This window comes from Salmonella sp. SAL00672, from assembly GCF_046552175.1.
Taxonomy (GTDB): Bacteria; Pseudomonadota; Gammaproteobacteria; order Enterobacterales; family Enterobacteriaceae; genus Salmonella; species Salmonella enterica.
Genome location: NZ_JBGDUQ010000003.1, coordinates 333340 through 351123, shown reverse-complemented (window position 1 = coordinate 351123; position 17784 = coordinate 333340). Strand labels below are relative to the sequence as shown.

14 protein-coding genes are annotated in these 17784 nt (G+C 50.2%); 7 read left to right on the top strand and 7 right to left on the bottom strand.

Annotation, left to right across the window (positions count from 1 at the left end; translation table 11 throughout):
- Positions 1–75: 75 nt before the first annotated feature.
- Both ACLJTG_RS11595 and ACLJTG_RS11590 read left to right on the top strand, forming a co-directional pair.
- Positions 76–1587, top strand: a complete 1512-nt coding sequence (locus tag ACLJTG_RS11595; protein WP_020437365.1) for a tetratricopeptide repeat protein — start codon at positions 76–78, stop codon at positions 1585–1587.
- 11 nt (positions 1588–1598) lie between these two features.
- Positions 1599–3092, top strand: coding sequence for a tetratricopeptide repeat protein (locus tag ACLJTG_RS11590; RefSeq protein WP_410958981.1), 1494 nt, complete (start codon positions 1599–1601; stop codon positions 3090–3092).
- An 81-nt stretch (positions 3093–3173) separates the two neighbouring features.
- Here the strand turns inward: ACLJTG_RS11590 and cyoE are convergent, their stop codons facing one another.
- The 7 genes from cyoE to ACLJTG_RS11555 form a co-directional block, all read right to left on the bottom strand.
- Positions 3174–4064: a heme o synthase gene (gene cyoE / locus ACLJTG_RS11585; RefSeq protein ID WP_000971352.1), complete on the bottom strand. Its 891-nt coding sequence runs from the start codon at positions 4062–4064 to the stop codon at positions 3174–3176.
- 11 nt (positions 4065–4075) lie between these two features.
- On the bottom strand, positions 4076–4405 hold the full coding sequence (locus ACLJTG_RS11580) for a cytochrome o ubiquinol oxidase subunit IV (RefSeq protein ID WP_000019878.1): 330 nt from the start codon (positions 4403–4405) through the stop codon (positions 4076–4078).
- On the bottom strand, positions 4405–5019 hold the full coding sequence (locus ACLJTG_RS11575) for a cytochrome o ubiquinol oxidase subunit III (RefSeq protein WP_000179833.1): 615 nt from the start codon (positions 5017–5019) through the stop codon (positions 4405–4407). The genes ACLJTG_RS11580 and ACLJTG_RS11575 overlap by 1 nt, the downstream gene beginning before the upstream one ends.
- Positions 5009–7000: a cytochrome o ubiquinol oxidase subunit I gene (gene cyoB / locus ACLJTG_RS11570; protein ID WP_000467158.1), complete on the bottom strand. Its 1992-nt coding sequence runs from the start codon at positions 6998–7000 to the stop codon at positions 5009–5011. The genes ACLJTG_RS11575 and cyoB overlap by 11 nt, the downstream gene beginning before the upstream one ends.
- 10 nt (positions 7001–7010) lie before the next feature.
- Positions 7011–7967 (bottom strand): cytochrome o ubiquinol oxidase subunit II, encoded by a 957-nt coding sequence (gene cyoA / locus ACLJTG_RS11565; RefSeq protein ID WP_001239448.1) that lies wholly within the window; start codon positions 7965–7967, stop codon positions 7011–7013.
- Between the two features lie 452 nt (positions 7968–8419).
- Positions 8420–9895, bottom strand: a complete 1476-nt coding sequence (gene ampG, locus ACLJTG_RS11560; protein ID WP_000098473.1) for a muropeptide MFS transporter AmpG — start codon at positions 9893–9895, stop codon at positions 8420–8422.
- A gap of 43 nt (positions 9896–9938) precedes the next feature.
- The gene (locus ACLJTG_RS11555) at positions 9939–10517 is read right to left on the bottom strand and encodes a lipoprotein (RefSeq protein WP_001537832.1); all 579 of its coding nucleotides are present in this window, start codon (positions 10515–10517) and stop codon (positions 9939–9941) included.
- A gap of 303 nt (positions 10518–10820) precedes the next feature.
- Here ACLJTG_RS11555 and bolA point away from each other — a divergent pair, with 303 nt between their 5' ends.
- From bolA to lon, 5 genes are all read left to right on the top strand, one after another.
- Positions 10821–11138, top strand: a complete 318-nt coding sequence (bolA, locus tag ACLJTG_RS11550) for a transcriptional regulator BolA (protein ID WP_000973433.1) — start codon at positions 10821–10823, stop codon at positions 11136–11138.
- Between the two features lie 346 nt (positions 11139–11484).
- The gene (gene tig, locus ACLJTG_RS11545; RefSeq protein ID WP_001198403.1) at positions 11485–12783 is read left to right on the top strand and encodes a trigger factor; all 1299 of its coding nucleotides are present in this window, start codon (positions 11485–11487) and stop codon (positions 12781–12783) included.
- Positions 12784–13029: 246 nt separating this feature from the next.
- Positions 13030–13653, top strand: coding sequence for an ATP-dependent Clp endopeptidase proteolytic subunit ClpP (gene clpP / locus ACLJTG_RS11540; RefSeq protein WP_000122257.1), 624 nt, complete (start codon positions 13030–13032; stop codon positions 13651–13653).
- 251 nt (positions 13654–13904) lie between these two features.
- Complete coding sequence (gene clpX / locus ACLJTG_RS11535; RefSeq protein ID WP_000130314.1) at positions 13905–15176, top strand: ATP-dependent protease ATP-binding subunit ClpX; 1272 nt, start codon at positions 13905–13907, stop codon at positions 15174–15176.
- Positions 15177–15361: 185 nt separating this feature from the next.
- Positions 15362–17716 carry an endopeptidase La gene (gene lon / locus ACLJTG_RS11530; RefSeq protein WP_001067723.1) on the top strand — a complete coding sequence of 785 codons (2355 nt, stop codon included), beginning with the start codon at positions 15362–15364 and terminating at the stop codon, positions 17714–17716.
- Positions 17717–17784: the final 68 nt, after the last annotated feature.

Below are 17784 nucleotides of genomic sequence, written 5' to 3'. Positions count from 1 at the left end.
TGATGGCGCGCGTTTATCAGGCAGAAGGTTCGTCATCAGTCTTATTTATTATATTATTCAAGGAGTGAATTCGTTGTGAAAATTAAATTCTTATCATTATGTATTTTAGCGGGTGTTTTATTTGTTAGCCAGGTGAATGCTTCAGCGAACAACGGTAAAGATGATGTAAAATATGCTGCGCTTACCCAGAAGGATCTTGATGCTTTGCCTGTGGAAAAAAGAGCTTCGGTTCTGGATGAACTGGGGTTTATCCATGAATACGGTATTGGTGTACCGATGAATCGCGAACGGGCGTTGCAGTATTACAAGCAGGCCTGTGAACTTGGCGGTAACTATGGTTGCTATAATGTGAAGTATGCTTATCAGTATGGCGACGGAGTGGCGAAAGATAGCGCTCAGGCCAATAAGTATGCTAAGAAAATGAATCTGGATAATTTATTGATTGAGCAAGAATATATTGATAAGTTTTCGCAAGAAATTTACATGGCAAAAGCATTGGCCGATACGGATAAATCGCAGCGGGCGGCATTTATTAGTATACTAATTCATGCTCTAAATAATAGACCCGAGAGCGATGCGCTTTTTTTTAGCCGTATTGGATTTAACCAGGAAAAAACATTTCGGCTGGCTACGTTATGGTCGCAGGATGGCGACCCGCAAATGGATTATCAGATGGGGCGACTCACCCTTAATGACTTTTCCGGTCGCTATGCGGACGAGCCTTATCAAGCCAGACCTGCGTCATTGAAGTGGTTTCGCGCCGCCGCGGAAAAAGGCGTCGTTGAGGCCCAATCTCTCTTGGGGGGTATTTATTCGGGGGGAGAGGGCGATGAGTGGGGGATTAAGCCAGACATTCAGGAAGCACAAAAATGGTATGGACAGGCGGCTAAGCAGGGGGACAGCGATGCACAGATTGCGTTAGGTAAAATCTATTATTCTGGCGCAACAGGGCGCACTGATTACGCTAAAGCGCTGGCATTATTTACGCAGGTTGAAAATGATGGTACTAATTCGCGCTCAACGATGCCGTTGAGTTGGATGTATTATAACGGTTTAGGTACTGCACCTGATTGTGATAAAGCCTGGTCGTATTACAAGAAAGCATCTCGATATGTAGGTAAGATGGTTGAGGAAAAAATATTTTTAAGTAAGTGCGCAGCGGATATTCAGAGTCGAAAAAACAACGCGGATGCTTTACCTAAAGTAACGCTAAAAAAAGAGAGTGTTTTCTCTCGCGGGATAACGGCTAAACCGAAAGAATGCGCACTAATTTTTCAGATTGGCACAGATAAAATCCGTAACATGGCGAATTTGCATATTACGCTTGAGCTGAAAAATGATGATGGAATGGCAACTGAGGAAACGTTGATGATTCCGCCATTCGGTTTGAATACTCTGGGGATAGATATGCAAAATCATGATGTTGATCCTCTCATTACCACATACGATCTCCCGCTGTATACGCAAGATTTTTGTCACGGGATCGGCGATATCCATTTTACGCTGAAATCCGCTACGGCAACGATTAACGGTAAGAATGTCGATTTACTGAAAGCTGATAGTGTGCGCTTTTTAGATAAAGAATAAGGGAATGAAAAATGATAAAACGGAAATGGAGTATTTTGTTTCTGCTTGGGCTTTCTTTCGCATCGGTATGTCAGGCAGGTGATGATATTGACGCGTTGTATAGCCGTATTGCGCAGAAAGATATTCAGGCGCTAAATGAGCTAAAAGCGTTAGCCAAAGATAATAATGCTCAAGCGCTGGCGGAGTTGGGGTTTATTTATGAGTACGGTGTTTCAGTATCTGTGGATATTCCGCAAGCAATAAAGTACTACGAGCAGGCTTGTGATTTGGACGGTGATTATGCTTGCTTTAATGCAGCTTATTTCTATGAATATGGCATCGGTACCCAAAAGGACATTACGCAAGCGAAAACATTAGCAAAACAGCTTAGAGAAAAAATTAATCTATCCAATATCAATCTCGATAAAAAGGTGAGTGAACGTATAATTGGGAGTGTTTATAGTAATAAACTTGAGGCATATAGAGACCTTTCATTTCGTCCTCATTTTATTCAAGGCTTAAGTTTCTATTTTTATGCCCCGCAATCAGATGAGCGAAAACTGCTGAGTCGAATAGGTTTTGACTCATCACATCTTGCGCGGATAGCGATACTCTGGGTGAGAGAGGGTGATCCTGAGGTCGCGTATCAGACGGCAAAACTGGTCTCTACTTTGTATTTTAATAATGAAACGAAAACGATAGATATTGCTGAAGCGCTGAAATGGCTCCGAATTTCGGCCGAGAAGGGGGATGCCGACTCACAGACGCTGTTAGGTTTTCTTTATGAACACGCTGGATTGGGATTACAACCAGATGGAGAGAAAGCCAGGAAATGGTATGAAATGGCGGCGCAGCAAGGTAATGGAGAAGCATTGTATACGTTAGGTCGTATGTACTATTCTGGCGTAATGGTTAACGTTGATTACGATAAAGCGCTGTATTTTTTTAAAAAAGCTTATGAGAAAGAATTACAGGCGGCCGCTGATTATTTAGCACAGATGTATTTTAATGGCCAGAGTGTAGATGTCGATTGCCAACAATCCTGGCACTATTACGATAACAGCTATATAAAAAAGATGACACAACGCGATTATCTTGATTATTGTGAAAAAGATCGAAAGCGCCGTAATGATTTTAGTCAGCAACTTCCTGAGCTGACATTAGAAAAATATGCGGGATTATTTGGCAGGATTGATAATATTCCTCTGTGTCAGATTGGATTTGTTGTCAATACGAATAAGTTAATTCATGTTGCGAACTTACGTGTGGAATTGATATTAAAAAATGATGCTGGAGTTAGTGACGAAAGAATGGTCGCTTTTCCTCCTTTGGGTCTCAATACTCTGGGTGCTGAACAGGGTATGGGGGATTCTTTTAAGTCGATGGGATATCTCTTGATGAAAAACGGTGACTTGTGTGATTACCATAAACTTACTTTCACCGTGAAGTCAGCGACGGCAACAATCAATGGTAAAAAAGTTGATTTACTGAAAACGGATAATTTACATATTATTCAGAATCGATAACTCGTGGGGCGTTACTGCCTGATGAAATGGATAAAAAAACCGCCGTTTGTGACACGGCGGTTTTTTCAATAGCAACGCTTGTTACCAGACGTAAGTCAGCAGATTCTGCGAATTCGGCACCATAAAATCAACGGACATCATGATACTCAGCGCGGTAATCGCAATGATAGAGAAGCCGAACAGCTTGCGCGCCCAGACCTTATCATCTTCCACTTTGTAACCGCGTAGCGCCATGCCGAGCCACCAAACGCTGACCGCCGCGGCGACCACCAGGTATTTGTAACCGGCATAACCGCCCAACGTGAGCATTAGCGTTGCAACGGCAAACGCAATGATATACAGCGTGATGTGGTTTTTAGCGACTGAGATTCCTTTTACCACCGGCAGAACCGGGATATTGGCCGCCTGATAGTCCTTAAAGCGGAAAATGGCGATGGCGTAAGAGTGCGGCATCTGCCAGAGGCTGAAAATAGCCAACAGAATCGCCGCGCCGCTGTCAAAGTCGCCCGTTACGGCGCAGTAGCCAATCACCGGCGGCGCTGCGCCGGAGAGAGAACCAATCAGCGTTCCGTAGACGGAGTGACGCTTCATGTACAAGCTGTACACGCCAACGTAGACCACGAAGCCCATCACCCCCAGCCAGCAGGCCAGAGGATTGGCGCCAAACCACAACAGCATAAAGCCAGCAATACCCAGCAGGGTGGCGTATACCAGCGAGACGCCAGGAGAAATCAGGCCTTTGACCAGCACCCGATTCTTGGTCCTTTCCATCTTCCTGTCGATATCCCTGTCGATGTAGTTGTTAAATACACAACCCGACGCCACAACCAGTGACACCCCGACCAGCGTATAGATGAACAGGGGATAGTCAATGCTGCCCTTTGAAGCCAGCAGAAATCCCCCGATCACCGAGATCAGGTTGCCAAAGATGATGCCTGGTTTCGTTACTTGCAGGTATTGCTTAAACATCATACTCGCCGCTCTTAGTGCATCATCATGTTGTAGTTGAGGTTCCACATAATCCAGATGGAGCCCACAACCAGGATGGCGATGATCAGCACGGTAAAGATGAAGGCCGTCATGTTCCAGCCTTCATCAGATTTGGTGTTCATGTGCAGGAAACACACCAGATGCACCAAAATCTGCACCACTGCCATTGCCAGGATAGATCCCAGAATAACGGCCGGAGAGGCAGCGCCGGTCATCACCATCCAGAATGGAATAACCGTCAGGATGACCGACAGGATAAAGCCGGTCATGTACGTTTTTACGCTGCCGTGGGATGCGCCGCCGCTCTCGGTAGAATGACTCATTACATCGCCCCCATCAGATAAACAACAGTGAATACGCAAATCCAAATCACATCCAGGAAGTGCCAGAACAGGCTCAGACACATGATGCGGGTACGGTTAGTGCTGGTCAGACCGCGACGGGCAACTTGCACCATCAGCACCGCCATCCAGATCAAACCGGAAGTGACGTGCAGACCGTGCGTGCCGACCAGCGCGAAGAACGCAGACAGGAAGCCGCTGCGATCCGGGCCCATACCGTTAACAATCAGGTGATGGAATTCATAGAGTTCCATCCCGATAAATCCGGCGCCAAACAAGAAGGTCAACGCCAGCCAGGAGATAACCTGGCTCTTGTTGTTCTTGTGCATGGCGATCGCCGCCATGCCGTAGGTAATGGAGCTAAATAACAGCAGGAAGGTTTCAACCAGAACGAACGGCAGTTCGAAAATGTCCTTACCTGTCGGGCCGCCAGCGGTGCCGTTCACCAGAACGGCATAGGTAGCAAACAGAATAGAGAACAGAATGCAGTCGCTCATCAGGTAGACCCAAAATCCGAAGATTTTGTTCTGGCCTGCGTCATGGTGCCCGTGTTCGTGCGCGTGGGCAGTCGCGTGCGTTAAAGTATCAGTTGCCATTTTTCAGCCCTGCCTTAGTAATCTCATCGAAATGCTGGTTTTCCAGTTTTTCGACTTCCGGGACCGGCACGTAGTAATCCACATCTTCATCAAAGCTTTTTACAATCCAGCTGATGATCATGCCTGCGAAACCCACTATCGCCAGCCACCAGATATGCCAGATCATGGCGAAGCCAAATACCGTCGCGAAGGCGGCGATAACAATACCGGCACCGCTATTTTTCGGCATATGAATCTCTTCATACTGTCCAGGCTGTTGGTACGCTTCGCCTTTTTCTTTCATTTCCCAGAAGGCGTCACGTTCGTGAACGTGCGGCACAACGGCAAAGTTATAGAACGGCGGCGGAGACGAGGTTGACCACTCCAGCGTACGGCCACCCCATGGGTCGCCGGTCAGATCGCGGTTCTGATCGCGGTCGCGAATAGAAACGAAGATCTGAATCAGTTGGCACAGGATACCCAGCGCAATCAGCGCGGCGCCGGCGGCGGCAACCATCAGCATCGTATGGAACTGCGGATCAATTTGCTGGCTGAGGCGACGGGTCATGCCCATGAAGCCCAGTACATACAGCGGCATAAAGGCTACAAAGAAACCGATAATCCAGAACCAGAAGGCGCGTTTACCCCAGGTTTCGTTCAGCTTGAAGCCAAACGCCTTCGGCCACCAGTAGGTCATACCCGCGAAGCAGCCAAACACTACGCCGCCGATGATCACGTTATGGAAGTGCGCAATCAGGAACAGACTGTTGTGCAGGACGAAGTCCGCGCCCGGTACCGCCAGCAGCACGCCGGTCATACCGCCGACCGAGAAGGTCACGATAAAGCCGATGGTCCACATCATTGCGGAATGGAAGACGATACGGCCCTGATACATGGTGAACAACCAGTTGAAGATCTTCACCCCGGTCGGGATGGCGATAATCATGGTGGTGATACCGAAGAAGGCGTTAACGTTCGCGCCTGCGCCCATCGTGAAGAAGTGGTGCAGCCAAACGATAAACGACAGTACGGTAATACAGACGGTCGCCCAAACCAGCGAGGTATAGCCGAACAGACGTTTACGCGAGAAGGTTGCTGCGATTTCGGAGAATACCCCGAAGACCGGCAGAATCAGAATGTACACCTCCGGATGGCCCCAGGCCCAAATCAGGTTGATGTACATCATCATGTTGCCGCCCATATCGTTGGTAAAGAAATGGGTGCCCAGATAGCGATCCAGGGTCAGCAACGCGACGGTAACCGTCAGAATCGGGAAAGAGGCGATGATCAGTACGTTGGCGCACAAAGAGGCCCAGGTAAAGACCGGCATCTTGAACATCGTCATACCCGGCGCACGCATCTTCAGGATCGTCACGAAGAAGTTGATACCGGTTAACGTCGTACCAATACCCGAGAGTTGCAACGCCCATATCCAGTAATCGACCCCGACGCTGGGACTGTACTCTATTCCCGATAGCGGCGGATAAGCCAGCCACCCTGTCTGCGCGAATTCACCCACGCCCAGCGAGAGGTTAACCAGAATAACGCCGACAACGGTGAACCAGAAGCTCAGGTTGTTCAGGAAAGGGAAAGCAACGTCGCGCGCGCCGATCTGCAGCGGAACCACCAGGTTCATCAGACCGATAACGAAGGGCATCGCCACGAAGAAGATCATGATTACGCCGTGAGCGGTAAAGATCTGATCGTAGTGGTGCGGCGGTAGAAAACCCGCTTCGCCTGCGGAGGCAAGCGCCTGCTGGCTACGCATCATGATGGCATCGGCGAAACCACGTAACAGCATCACAATCGCGACGATGATATACATGATGCCGAGGCGTTTATGGTCAACTGACGTTAACCACTCTTTCCATAGGTAGGTCCACTTACCGAAGTAAGTAATCGCTGCCAGTATCGCCAGTCCCCCGACGATAATTGCAGCGATCGTTACCATGACGATAGGTTCATGGAACGGTACTGCATCCAATGATAATTTTCCGAACATCTTATCTTCCTCAACCCTTGGAGTTGGCGGATTCCGCGTGGCTCATGTCCATACCTTCCATTCCTTCATGCGAGCTGTGCTCACCTTCAGGTTGGGTCATGTCCATGCTCTTACCGTGGTCCATGAATTTGTTAATAACGTCCTTGAACAAATCTGGTTTCACGCTGGAGAAATATTCCACCTTGTTGTACTCGCTTGGCATAGCCACTTTCTCGAACGCCGCCATATCATTCATGGTGTTCGGAGACTGCTTCGCTTTTGCGACCCATTGGTCGAATTCTGCGCGGTCTTTGGTGGCGATAGCTTTAAACTTCATACCAGAGAAGCCCGGGCCGCTATAGCTGGCGGAGATGCCATCGTAGGTTCCGGGTTCGTTGGCGATCAGATGCAAACGTGTTTGCATACCGGCCATGGCATAAATCTGGCTACCCAGACGCGGGATAAAGAAGGAGTTCATCACGGAGTTGGAGGTCACTTTGAAATAAACCGGCGTGTTCGCCGGGAAGGCGATCTCGTTGACGGTGGCGATACCCTGCTCCGGATAGATGAAGAACCATTTCCAGTCCATGGAAACCACTTCGATGGTGATCGGTTTTTCGTCATGCGCCAGCGGCTTGCTTGGTTCAAGCGCGTGCGTGGTTTTCCAGGTCAGTACGGCAAGGAAAATGATGATTAAGATAGGCACCGTCCAGACCACGGCTTCCACTTTATTGGAGTGTGACCAGTTCGGGCTATACTTCGCATCCTTATTACTCGCACGATACTTCCAGGCGAAACCAACAGCCATCAAGATGGCGGGAATAACGACGATCAACATCAGGCCAAATGCCGTCAGTATCAGCGAACGTTGCTCCAGTCCAATCTGTCCTTTGGGATCCAGCAGCGCAGAATTACAGCCACTGAGTAATGCAGTGCCTGCAATTAATGACAACCATCCCAAACTTTTATTGTATTTCCTGAGTCTCATTTAACGACCTCAATTCCACGGGACCTGGTGGCGTTTAAAGTGTAGGGGCATTTTACGGTAAGGTTACATTACTGTAAACATGATTGGTTCTGTGTTACCAAGTTCTGCCGCGCATGTCACATATGTTGCCAAGTATGTCGAAATAACTTTAAGACACTGTTGAAACTTTGCGTTATAACGGATGAGGTCTGTAAGTGGGATGTTGAGGGATAATTGGTATAACCAATGTAAAAATAAAACAATTACTTAACAATTTATTATCAATAAAAGGACAATCAACGGCAGAAATTTAAATTTAATCGGCTGAATCGTGTAAAGAAAATAGGTAGCGTAGAAATTACCAATAATTTCCAAAATTCTGTTGCGCACAAAAAGACAAATATATTTTTTATCAATTGATGGTTATTTAGCCGTTATAATTCCGGGTCGTTATTACAACGGCAAATAATGTTTTAGAGCAGGCGTGTTTTTCGTAGTGCCAGGTAGTCCAGCAACCCGCCAAAGACAATGCCGCACACGGCAACCGCTACCGCAGTCTCAAGCAATCCGGACAGGAATGAGAAGTTAGTGTAATCCAACGCGTTCATGGTCAGCAGGAGTACCCATACCGCCAGCAAAGCGACGCCCGCGAGCAGGATTGAAAGCGCGAAATTGTAGGCGCCACGGTATTGCGTGCGGGGAATGAAACGCTCGTTCTGCCAGCTATATTCCAGCGTTTGCCGACAGACCAGCAACAGTAACAGCCCGGGAACGGCGGCAACAACCGAGAAGAGGTAGAATGTCGGCCAGCCGTGCGCTTCAACGAACCAGCCCGCTACGGGACCAACATAAACGCGGCCTACTGCGGAGAGGGCCGACAGTAGGGCAAACTGTGTTGCGGAAAACGACTTATTACATAGCGTCATTAATAAGGCGACAAAGGCGGCAGTACCCATCCCGCCGCACAGATTTTCGAAAAAGACCGCCGCGCCCATGCTGAACATGTTTTTATCGGTAATGGAGAGCAACCAGTAACCGGCGTTGGACGCGCCTTGCAAAATGCCGAAAATCAGCAGCGCGCGAAACAGCGAAAGACGCTGCATTAATATGCCGCCGTATAACGCGCCGACGATCGTCGCCAGCAGGCCCAGCGTTTTATTGACCACACCGACTTCGCCGGCGTCAAAGCCGACGCCGCGAATCAAAAAGGTGGTGGTCAGGCTCATGGCGAAGGCGTCACCCAGTTTATAAAGCACAATGAGCAGTAAAATCAGCCAGGCGTTATTACGGCCAAAGAAATCGCGTAGCGGCGCGACGACGGCCTGTTCCAGCGATTTCGGGGACGGGATAGTATCGGTCGGTTCCGGCGCCAGTAAGGTGGCGATAATGCAGGGGATCAACAATGCCGCCATCAGCCAGTACATGCCCTGCCAGCCGAGCCAGCGATCGGCCAGCCATAGCGCCAGTCCGCCGGAAACCAGCATCCCCAACCGGTAGCCAAGCACGCTGATTGCCGCGCCAGCGCCGCGTTCTTCTGCGGGTAAAACATCGGTTTTCCAGGCGTCGAACACGATATCCTGCGAGGCGGAGCAAAAAGCAATCACCACCGCCAGCGCCGCCATCCAGCGTAGCTGCGTGCCGGGTTCAAGAAAGCCCATCGCCGCAATCGCCGCCAGTAACAACAGTTGGGTGGCGAGTAACCAACCGCGACGACGACCTAAAAAAGGCGGCGTGTAGCGGTCCATCAGCGGGGACCAGAGAAACTTAAACACATAGGCCTGACCAACCAGCGAGAAGAAGCCAATCGTTTTAAGATCGATATTCTCGACGGTCATCCACGCCTGTAGCGTACCGGAGGTGAGCGCCAGCGGGAGACCGGAGGCAAAACCCAATATCAGCAGAATGGCTGAGCGCGGTTGCTGGAAAATACGTAAATATTGACTTGACATAGGCATCTACAGACCCGGCTTCTGCCGGGTCTTGTTGTTGCTATTAACGGGCGTTTTGCTTGATAAAATCGTGAATACTGGTGTCCTGAGACATATCAGCAATGGTATCGGTCAGAACGCTGTTCACCGCGTCGGCAATATTCTGGTTAGAGGCCTGGAACGCCCCTTCAATAGAGTAGTTGGCGCGATAGTTTTTGGTCATCTTGCTGCCATTTGCCGCGGTCGCAATAATCGCGATATCCGCTTTGGTCGCGATGTTGTAGCGCACGCTGCCCTGGGAAACATCAGCATACAGTTGGTTAACAATAATCTGCAGATTAACCGCGCCGTTAGGCCCGATCATATAGCCCCGCGCCGTCATCTGTTTTTCCAGGACTTCTTGTAACAGGAAGCGTAAATCGCGGGAGGCGGTTAACGTTACCAGCTGGTTGTTACGCGTGACTTTCGCTAACGCTTGATCCTGGCGCTGGTCCGCGCCGGTAATGCTAACGGTGACGCCCATCAGGCTCGGGTCCTGCTGTGGCAAGGTGATCTTCGGCGCGACGTCAATGGTCGTCGGCGGTGTGGCGCATCCTGCCAGCATAAACAGAGCGACTAACGGAAAGAGAAGTTTTTTTAACATATTCAGGCTCTCAATGACGCTTAAAACGTGATAGGTAAAAATTCCCGCCATCATAACACCGCTAACGGCGAGGGGAAGTGGTCAACGCAGGTAAATTCGTCGTAATGTCCGATTTGGTATTGATAACGGCGCGAGCGGGGATTTTGAGCGCTAAAAGAATGATTAAGGCAGTAAACTTCATACGTTTGGCTGAAATAATCAGACGAAAGCTAAATTTTTGTTGTCATGCTGTAATGGAAACGGTAAAAGCGGCTAGTATTTAAAGGGATGGGTGACATCACAGCGTTGTCGGAGGAGATTTTCATGATGATACGTGAGCAAATAGAAGAAAAATTAAGGACAGCGTTCGACCCCGTGTTTCTCGAAGTTGTGGATGAAAGCTATCGTCACAATGTTCCAGCAGGATCGGAAAGCCATTTTAAGGTCGTGCTGGTGAGCGATCGCTTTACAGGCGAACGTTTTCTTAATCGTCATCGGATGATTTACGGTACGTTAACGGCGGAACTTTCCACAACCGTACATGCGCTGGCACTGCATACTTATACCCTCAAAGAGTGGGAAGGGTTGCAGGATACTATCTTCGCGTCGCCTCCTTGTCGCGGCGCGGGAAGCATCGCGTAGCAAAACGGATTTGCAACTACCTCCGCTTTTCCAGTATGTTGCTACAGAATTATGTGAAAACGGCCTGCGGGCCGTTTTGTTTTGTCTGAATTTTGAGCGTGTCGTACAGTATTCAGACAAAAATTAGCCGAGAATTGTGAAAACCGCCGCAGCATCGCACAATCACCGTTCTCGACTCACAAAAGTGATGCCGCTATAATGCGCCGTCTTATATATGAACGTCTTCGGGATGATTCTGACGACAGGGAATGTGATTGATTATGAGAACATCCCGGTTCCGCGAAGCAAATAGCACGTGCTTGCGGAGTAGAGTTGACCGAGCACTGTGATTTTTTGAGGTAACAAGATGCAAGTTTCAGTTGAAACCACTCAGGGCCTTGGCCGCCGTGTAACGATTACAATCGCTGCTGACAGCATCGAGACCGCTGTAAAAAGCGAGCTGGTCAACGTAGCGAAAAAAGTACGTATTGACGGCTTCCGTAAAGGCAAAGTACCGATGAATATCGTCGCTCAGCGTTATGGCGCTTCTGTTCGCCAGGACGTGCTGGGCGATCTGATGAGCCGCAACTTCGTTGACGCGATCATCAAAGAAAAAATTAACCCGGCAGGCGCGCCGAACTATGTTCCGGGCGAATACAAAGTGGGTGAAGACTTCACTTACTCCGTCGAGTTTGAAGTCTATCCGGAAGTTGAGCTGACCGGCCTCGAGTCCATCGAAGTTGAAAAACCGGTTGTTGAAGTCACCGACGCTGACGTTGATGTGATGCTGGACACCCTGCGTAAGCAGCAGGCGACCTGGAAAGAAAAAGACGGCGCTGCGGATGCGGAAGACCGCGTGACCATCGACTTCACCGGCTCTGTAGACGGCGAAGAGTTCGAAGGCGGCAAAGCGACCGATTTCGTTCTGGCGATGGGCCAGGGTCGTATGATTCCGGGCTTTGAAGACGGCGTTAAAGGCCACAAAGCTGGCGAAGAGTTCACTATCGACGTGACCTTCCCGGAAGAGTACCACGCTGAAAACCTGAAAGGTAAAGCGGCTAAGTTCGTTATCAACCTGAAGAAAGTTGAAGAACGCGAACTGCCGGAACTGACCGAAGAATTCATCAAACGTTTCGGCGTTGAAGATGGTTCCGTAGCCGGTCTGCGCGCTGAAGTACGTAAAAACATGGAACGCGAGCTGAAAGGCGCGGTGCGTAACCGCGTTAAGTCTCAGGCGATCGAAGGTCTGGTAAAAGCTAACGACATCGACGTACCGGCTGCGCTGATCGACAGCGAAATCGACGTTCTGCGTCGTCAGGCTGCGCAGCGTTTTGGTGGTAACGAGAAACAGGCTCTGGAGCTGCCGCGCGAACTGTTCGAAGAACAGGCTAAGCGTCGTGTAGTTGTCGGTCTGCTGCTCGGCGAAGTCATTCGTACCAACGAGCTGAAAGCGGACGAAGAACGCGTTAAAGGCCTGATCGAAGAGATGGCGTCTGCTTACGAAGATCCGAAAGAAGTGATTGAGTTCTACAGCAAAAATAAAGAGCTGATGGACAATATGCGTAACGTCGCTCTGGAAGAACAGGCTGTTGAAGCGGTTCTGGCAAAAGCGAAAGTGTCTGAAAAAGCCACTTCCTTCAATGAGCTGATGAACCAGCAGGCGTAATTTTTCGCGTTAAAAGCACGAAATTTGCACAAAAACCCGTCACCTTTCAGTGACGGGTTTTTTTTGTCACGCATTTTGCATGGTAAGGGTGCGAAAACCGCGTTTCAGTGTTAGCGTTAGAGCAAAAGATTGTTATGCTTGAATTATGGCGATGCCGTACCCATTACAGAGGGACTGGCTGATAATCCGTCCATCAGGTTACAATCAGTACAGCAGATTTTTTCAATTTTTATCCAGGAGACGGAAATGTCATACAGCGGAGAACGAGATAATTTGGCCCCTCATATGGCGCTGGTGCCGATGGTCATTGAACAGACCTCACGCGGTGAGCGCTCTTTTGATATCTATTCTCGTCTACTTAAGGAACGCGTCATATTTCTGACCGGCCAGGTCGAAGACCATATGGCTAACCTGATCGTGGCGCAGATGCTGTTCCTGGAAGCGGAAAACCCGGAAAAAGATATCTATCTGTACATTAATTCTCCTGGCGGCGTAATTACTGCGGGGATGTCCATCTATGACACCATGCAGTTTATTAAGCCAGACGTCAGCACCATTTGTATGGGACAGGCGGCCTCTATGGGGGCGTTTCTGCTGACTGCCGGGGCGAAAGGCAAACGTTTCTGCTTGCCGAACTCTCGCGTCATGATCCACCAGCCGCTGGGCGGCTACCAGGGCCAGGCGACGGATATTGAAATTCACGCCCGCGAAATTTTGAAAGTAAAAGGGCGCATGAATGAACTTATGGCGCATCATACGGGTCAATCTCTTGAGCAGATTGAACGTGATACTGAGCGCGATCGCTTCCTCTCCGCGCCTGAAGCGGTAGAGTACGGTTTGGTTGACTCAATTTTGACCCATCGTAATTGATGCCCTGGACGCAAGTGTGCCGCTATACACTTCATCCTTCACGCTACCTCGGTGTTGGCTGTTAGCGCGCCTCCCGGTGACTTACTTATGTAAGCGCCTGCGGAGTCGCCGAGTTGCCGCCTTGATGTAGCTCGAATGATTTTGTGTATATACTAATGAAGGGCGGCACAACGCTGATTAGCGGCTTGCGCCTGAGAATGGCATTTGCGTCGTCGTGTGCGGCACAAAGAACAAAGAAGAGGTTTTGACTCATGACAGATAAACGCAAAGATGGCTCGGGCAAATTGTTGTACTGCTCTTTTTGCGGCAAAAGCCAGCATGAAGTGCGCAAGCTGATTGCCGGTCCATCCGTGTATATCTGCGACGAATGCGTCGATTTATGTAACGACATTATTCGCGAAGAAATTAAAGAAGTTGCTCCGCACCGTGAACGTAGTGCGCTGCCGACGCCGCATGAAATTCGTACCCACCTGGACGATTACGTTATCGGCCAGGAGCAGGCGAAAAAAGTGCTGGCGGTGGCGGTCTATAACCACTACAAGCGTCTGCGTAACGGCGATACCAGCAATGGCGTCGAGTTAGGTAAAAGCAACATTCTGCTGATTGGACCGACCGGTTCCGGTAAAACGCTGCTGGCGGAAACGCTGGCGCGCTTGCTGGATGTGCCGTTCACTATGGCGGATGCGACCACGCTAACCGAAGCGGGTTACGTTGGTGAAGACGTCGAGAATATCATTCAGAAACTGTTGCAGAAATGCGACTACGACGTGCAAAAAGCGCAGCGTGGGATTGTCTACATTGATGAAATCGATAAGATTTCGCGTAAATCAGACAATCCGTCCATTACCCGCGATGTTTCCGGCGAAGGCGTACAGCAGGCGTTGCTGAAACTGATCGAAGGCACCGTCGCCGCGGTTCCACCGCAGGGCGGTCGCAAACATCCGCAGCAGGAGTTCTTACAGGTAGATACCTCTAAGATTCTGTTTATCTGCGGCGGCGCGTTTGCCGGTCTGGATAAAGTGATCGCTAACCGTGTTGAAACCGGCTCCGGCATTGGTTTTGGCGCGACGGTGAAAGCGAAGTCCGACAAAGCCAGCGAAGGCGAGCTGTTGTCGCAGGTTGAACCGGAAGATTTGATCAAATTTGGTCTGATTCCTGAGTTTATCGGTCGTCTGCCAGTGGTAGCGACGCTGAATGAACTCAGCGAAGAAGCGCTGATTCAAATCCTGAAAGAGCCGAAAAATGCGCTGACCAAGCAGTATCAGGCGCTGTTTAACCTGGAAGGCGTCGATCTGGAATTCCGTGACGAAGCGCTGGACGCTATCGCCAGGAAAGCAATGGCGCGTAAAACCGGCGCCCGTGGCCTGCGTTCTATCGTCGAAGCGGCGCTGCTGGATACCATGTACGATTTGCCATCTATGGAAGACGTCGAAAAAGTGGTGATCGACGAGTCCGTTATTGCCGGTCAGAGTAAGCCGTTGCTGATTTACGGCAAACCGGAAGCGCAGGCTTCTGGCGAATAATTAAACATTCATACAATCAGTTAGCCAAAAAAGGGGGGATTTTATCTCCCCTTTCGTTTTTCCTGTAAACACGCCGTTGAATGTGTGGGAAACATCCCCATATACTGACGTACATGTTATAGGTGGTATGGAGCACAGCTATACTATCTGATTACCTGGCGGACACTAAACTAAGAGAGAGCTCTATGAATCCTGAGCGTTCTGAACGCATTGAAATCCCCGTATTGCCCTTGCGCGATGTGGTGGTTTATCCGCACATGGTCATACCCTTATTTGTAGGGCGGGAAAAATCTATCCGTTGTCTGGAAGCGGCTATGGACCATGATAAAAAAATCATGCTGGTCGCCCAGAAGGAAGCATCGACGGATGAGCCGGGTGTAAACGATCTTTTCACCGTCGGGACCGTGGCCTCTATTTTGCAGATGCTGAAACTGCCTGACGGCACCGTAAAAGTGCTGGTCGAGGGGTTACAGCGCGCGCGTATTTCCGCGCTGTCTGACAACGGCGAACATTTCTCCGCGAAGGCGGAGTACCTTGATTCGCCAGCCATTGATGAGCGTGAACAAGAAGTGCTGGTGCGTACCGCTATCAGCCAGTTCGAAGGCTACATCAAGCTGAACAAAAAAATTCCGCCGGAAGTGCTGACGTCACTCAATAGCATTGACGACCCTGCACGTCTGGCTGACACCATCGCCGCGCATATGCCGCTGAAACTGGCGGATAAACAGTCCGTACTGGAGATGTCCGACGTTAACGAACGTCTGGAATATCTGATGGCGATGATGGAATCTGAAATCGATCTGCTGCAGGTTGAGAAACGCATTCGCAACCGCGTGAAAAAGCAGATGGAGAAATCCCAGCGCGAGTACTATCTGAACGAGCAAATGAAAGCGATTCAGAAAGAACTTGGCGAGATGGACGACGCGCCGGACGAAAACGAAGCGCTGAAGCGTAAGATCGACGCGGCGAAAATGCCGAAAGAGGCGAAAGAGAAAGCGGAAGCGGAACTGCAGAAGCTGAAAATGATGTCTCCGATGTCGGCGGAAGCGACCGTGGTGCGCGGCTACATCGACTGGATGGTGCAGGTGCCGTGGAATGCGCGTAGCAAGGTCAAAAAAGACCTGCGTCAGGCGCAGGAAATCCTCGATACTGACCATTATGGTCTGGAGCGCGTGAAAGACCGCATCCTTGAGTATCTCGCGGTTCAAAGCCGTGTAAATAAAATCAAGGGGCCGATCCTGTGTCTGGTGGGGCCGCCGGGGGTAGGTAAAACCTCGTTGGGCCAGTCCATCGCTAAAGCAACAGGGCGTAAATACATCCGTATGGCGCTGGGCGGCGTGCGTGATGAAGCGGAAATCCGCGGTCATCGCCGGACTTACATTGGCTCTATGCCGGGTAAACTGATCCAAAAAATGGCCAAAGTGGGGGTTAAAAACCCACTGTTCCTGCTCGATGAGATCGACAAAATGTCTTCTGACATGCGCGGCGATCCGGCTTCCGCACTGCTGGAAGTGCTGGATCCGGAGCAGAACGTGGCGTTCAGCGATCATTACCTGGAAGTGGATTACGATCTCAGCGATGTGATGTTCGTCGCCACTTCCAACTCCATGAACATTCCGGCGCCGCTGCTGGATCGTATGGAAGTGATCCGTCTGTCCGGTTATACCGAAGACGAGAAGCTGAATATTGCTAAACGTCACCTGCTGCCGAAGCAGATCGAGCGTAACGCGCTGAAGAAAGGCGAACTGACGGTCGACGATAGCGCGATTATCGGTATTATCCGCTATTACACGCGTGAAGCGGGCGTGCGTAGTCTGGAGCGTGAAATCTCCAAACTGTGCCGCAAAGCGGTTAAACAACTGTTGCTCGATAAGTCGTTAAAACATATCGAAATTAACGGCGATAATCTGCACGACTACCTCGGTGTGCAGCGCTTTGATTATGGCCGCGCGGATAGCGAAAACCGCGTAGGTCAGGTGACGGGGCTGGCGTGGACGGAAGTGGGCGGCGATCTGTTGACCATCGAAACCGCCTGCGTCCCGGGCAAAGGCAAGTTGACCTACACCGGCTCGCTCGGTGAAGTGATGCAGGAATCCATTCAGGCGGCGCTGACCGTGGTGCGTGCGCGCGCGGAAAAACTGGGTATTAATCCGGACTTTTACGAAAAACGCGATATCCACGTTCACGTGCCGGAAGGCGCAACGCCGAAAGACGGTCCAAGCGCCGGTATCGCGATGTGTACCGCGCTGGTTTCCTGCCTGACCGGTAATCCGGTGCGCGCAGATGTGGCAATGACCGGTGAGATCACGCTGCGTGGTCAGGTGTTGCCGATCGGCGGCCTGAAAGAAAAACTGTTGGCGGCGCATCGCGGCGGGATTAAAACGGTCTTAATTCCGTTCGAAAATAAACGTGACCTGGAGGAAATTCCGGACAACGTGATTGCCGATCTGGATATTCATCCTGTGAAGCGCATTGAGGAAGTTCTGACGCTTGCTCTGCAAAACGAACCGTCTGGAATGCAGGTTGTAACCGCAAAATAGTGACCTCGCGCAAATAGCGCTAATAAAAACAGGGCTGGCAGGCTATTTCGGACTTGCCAGCCTTTTTT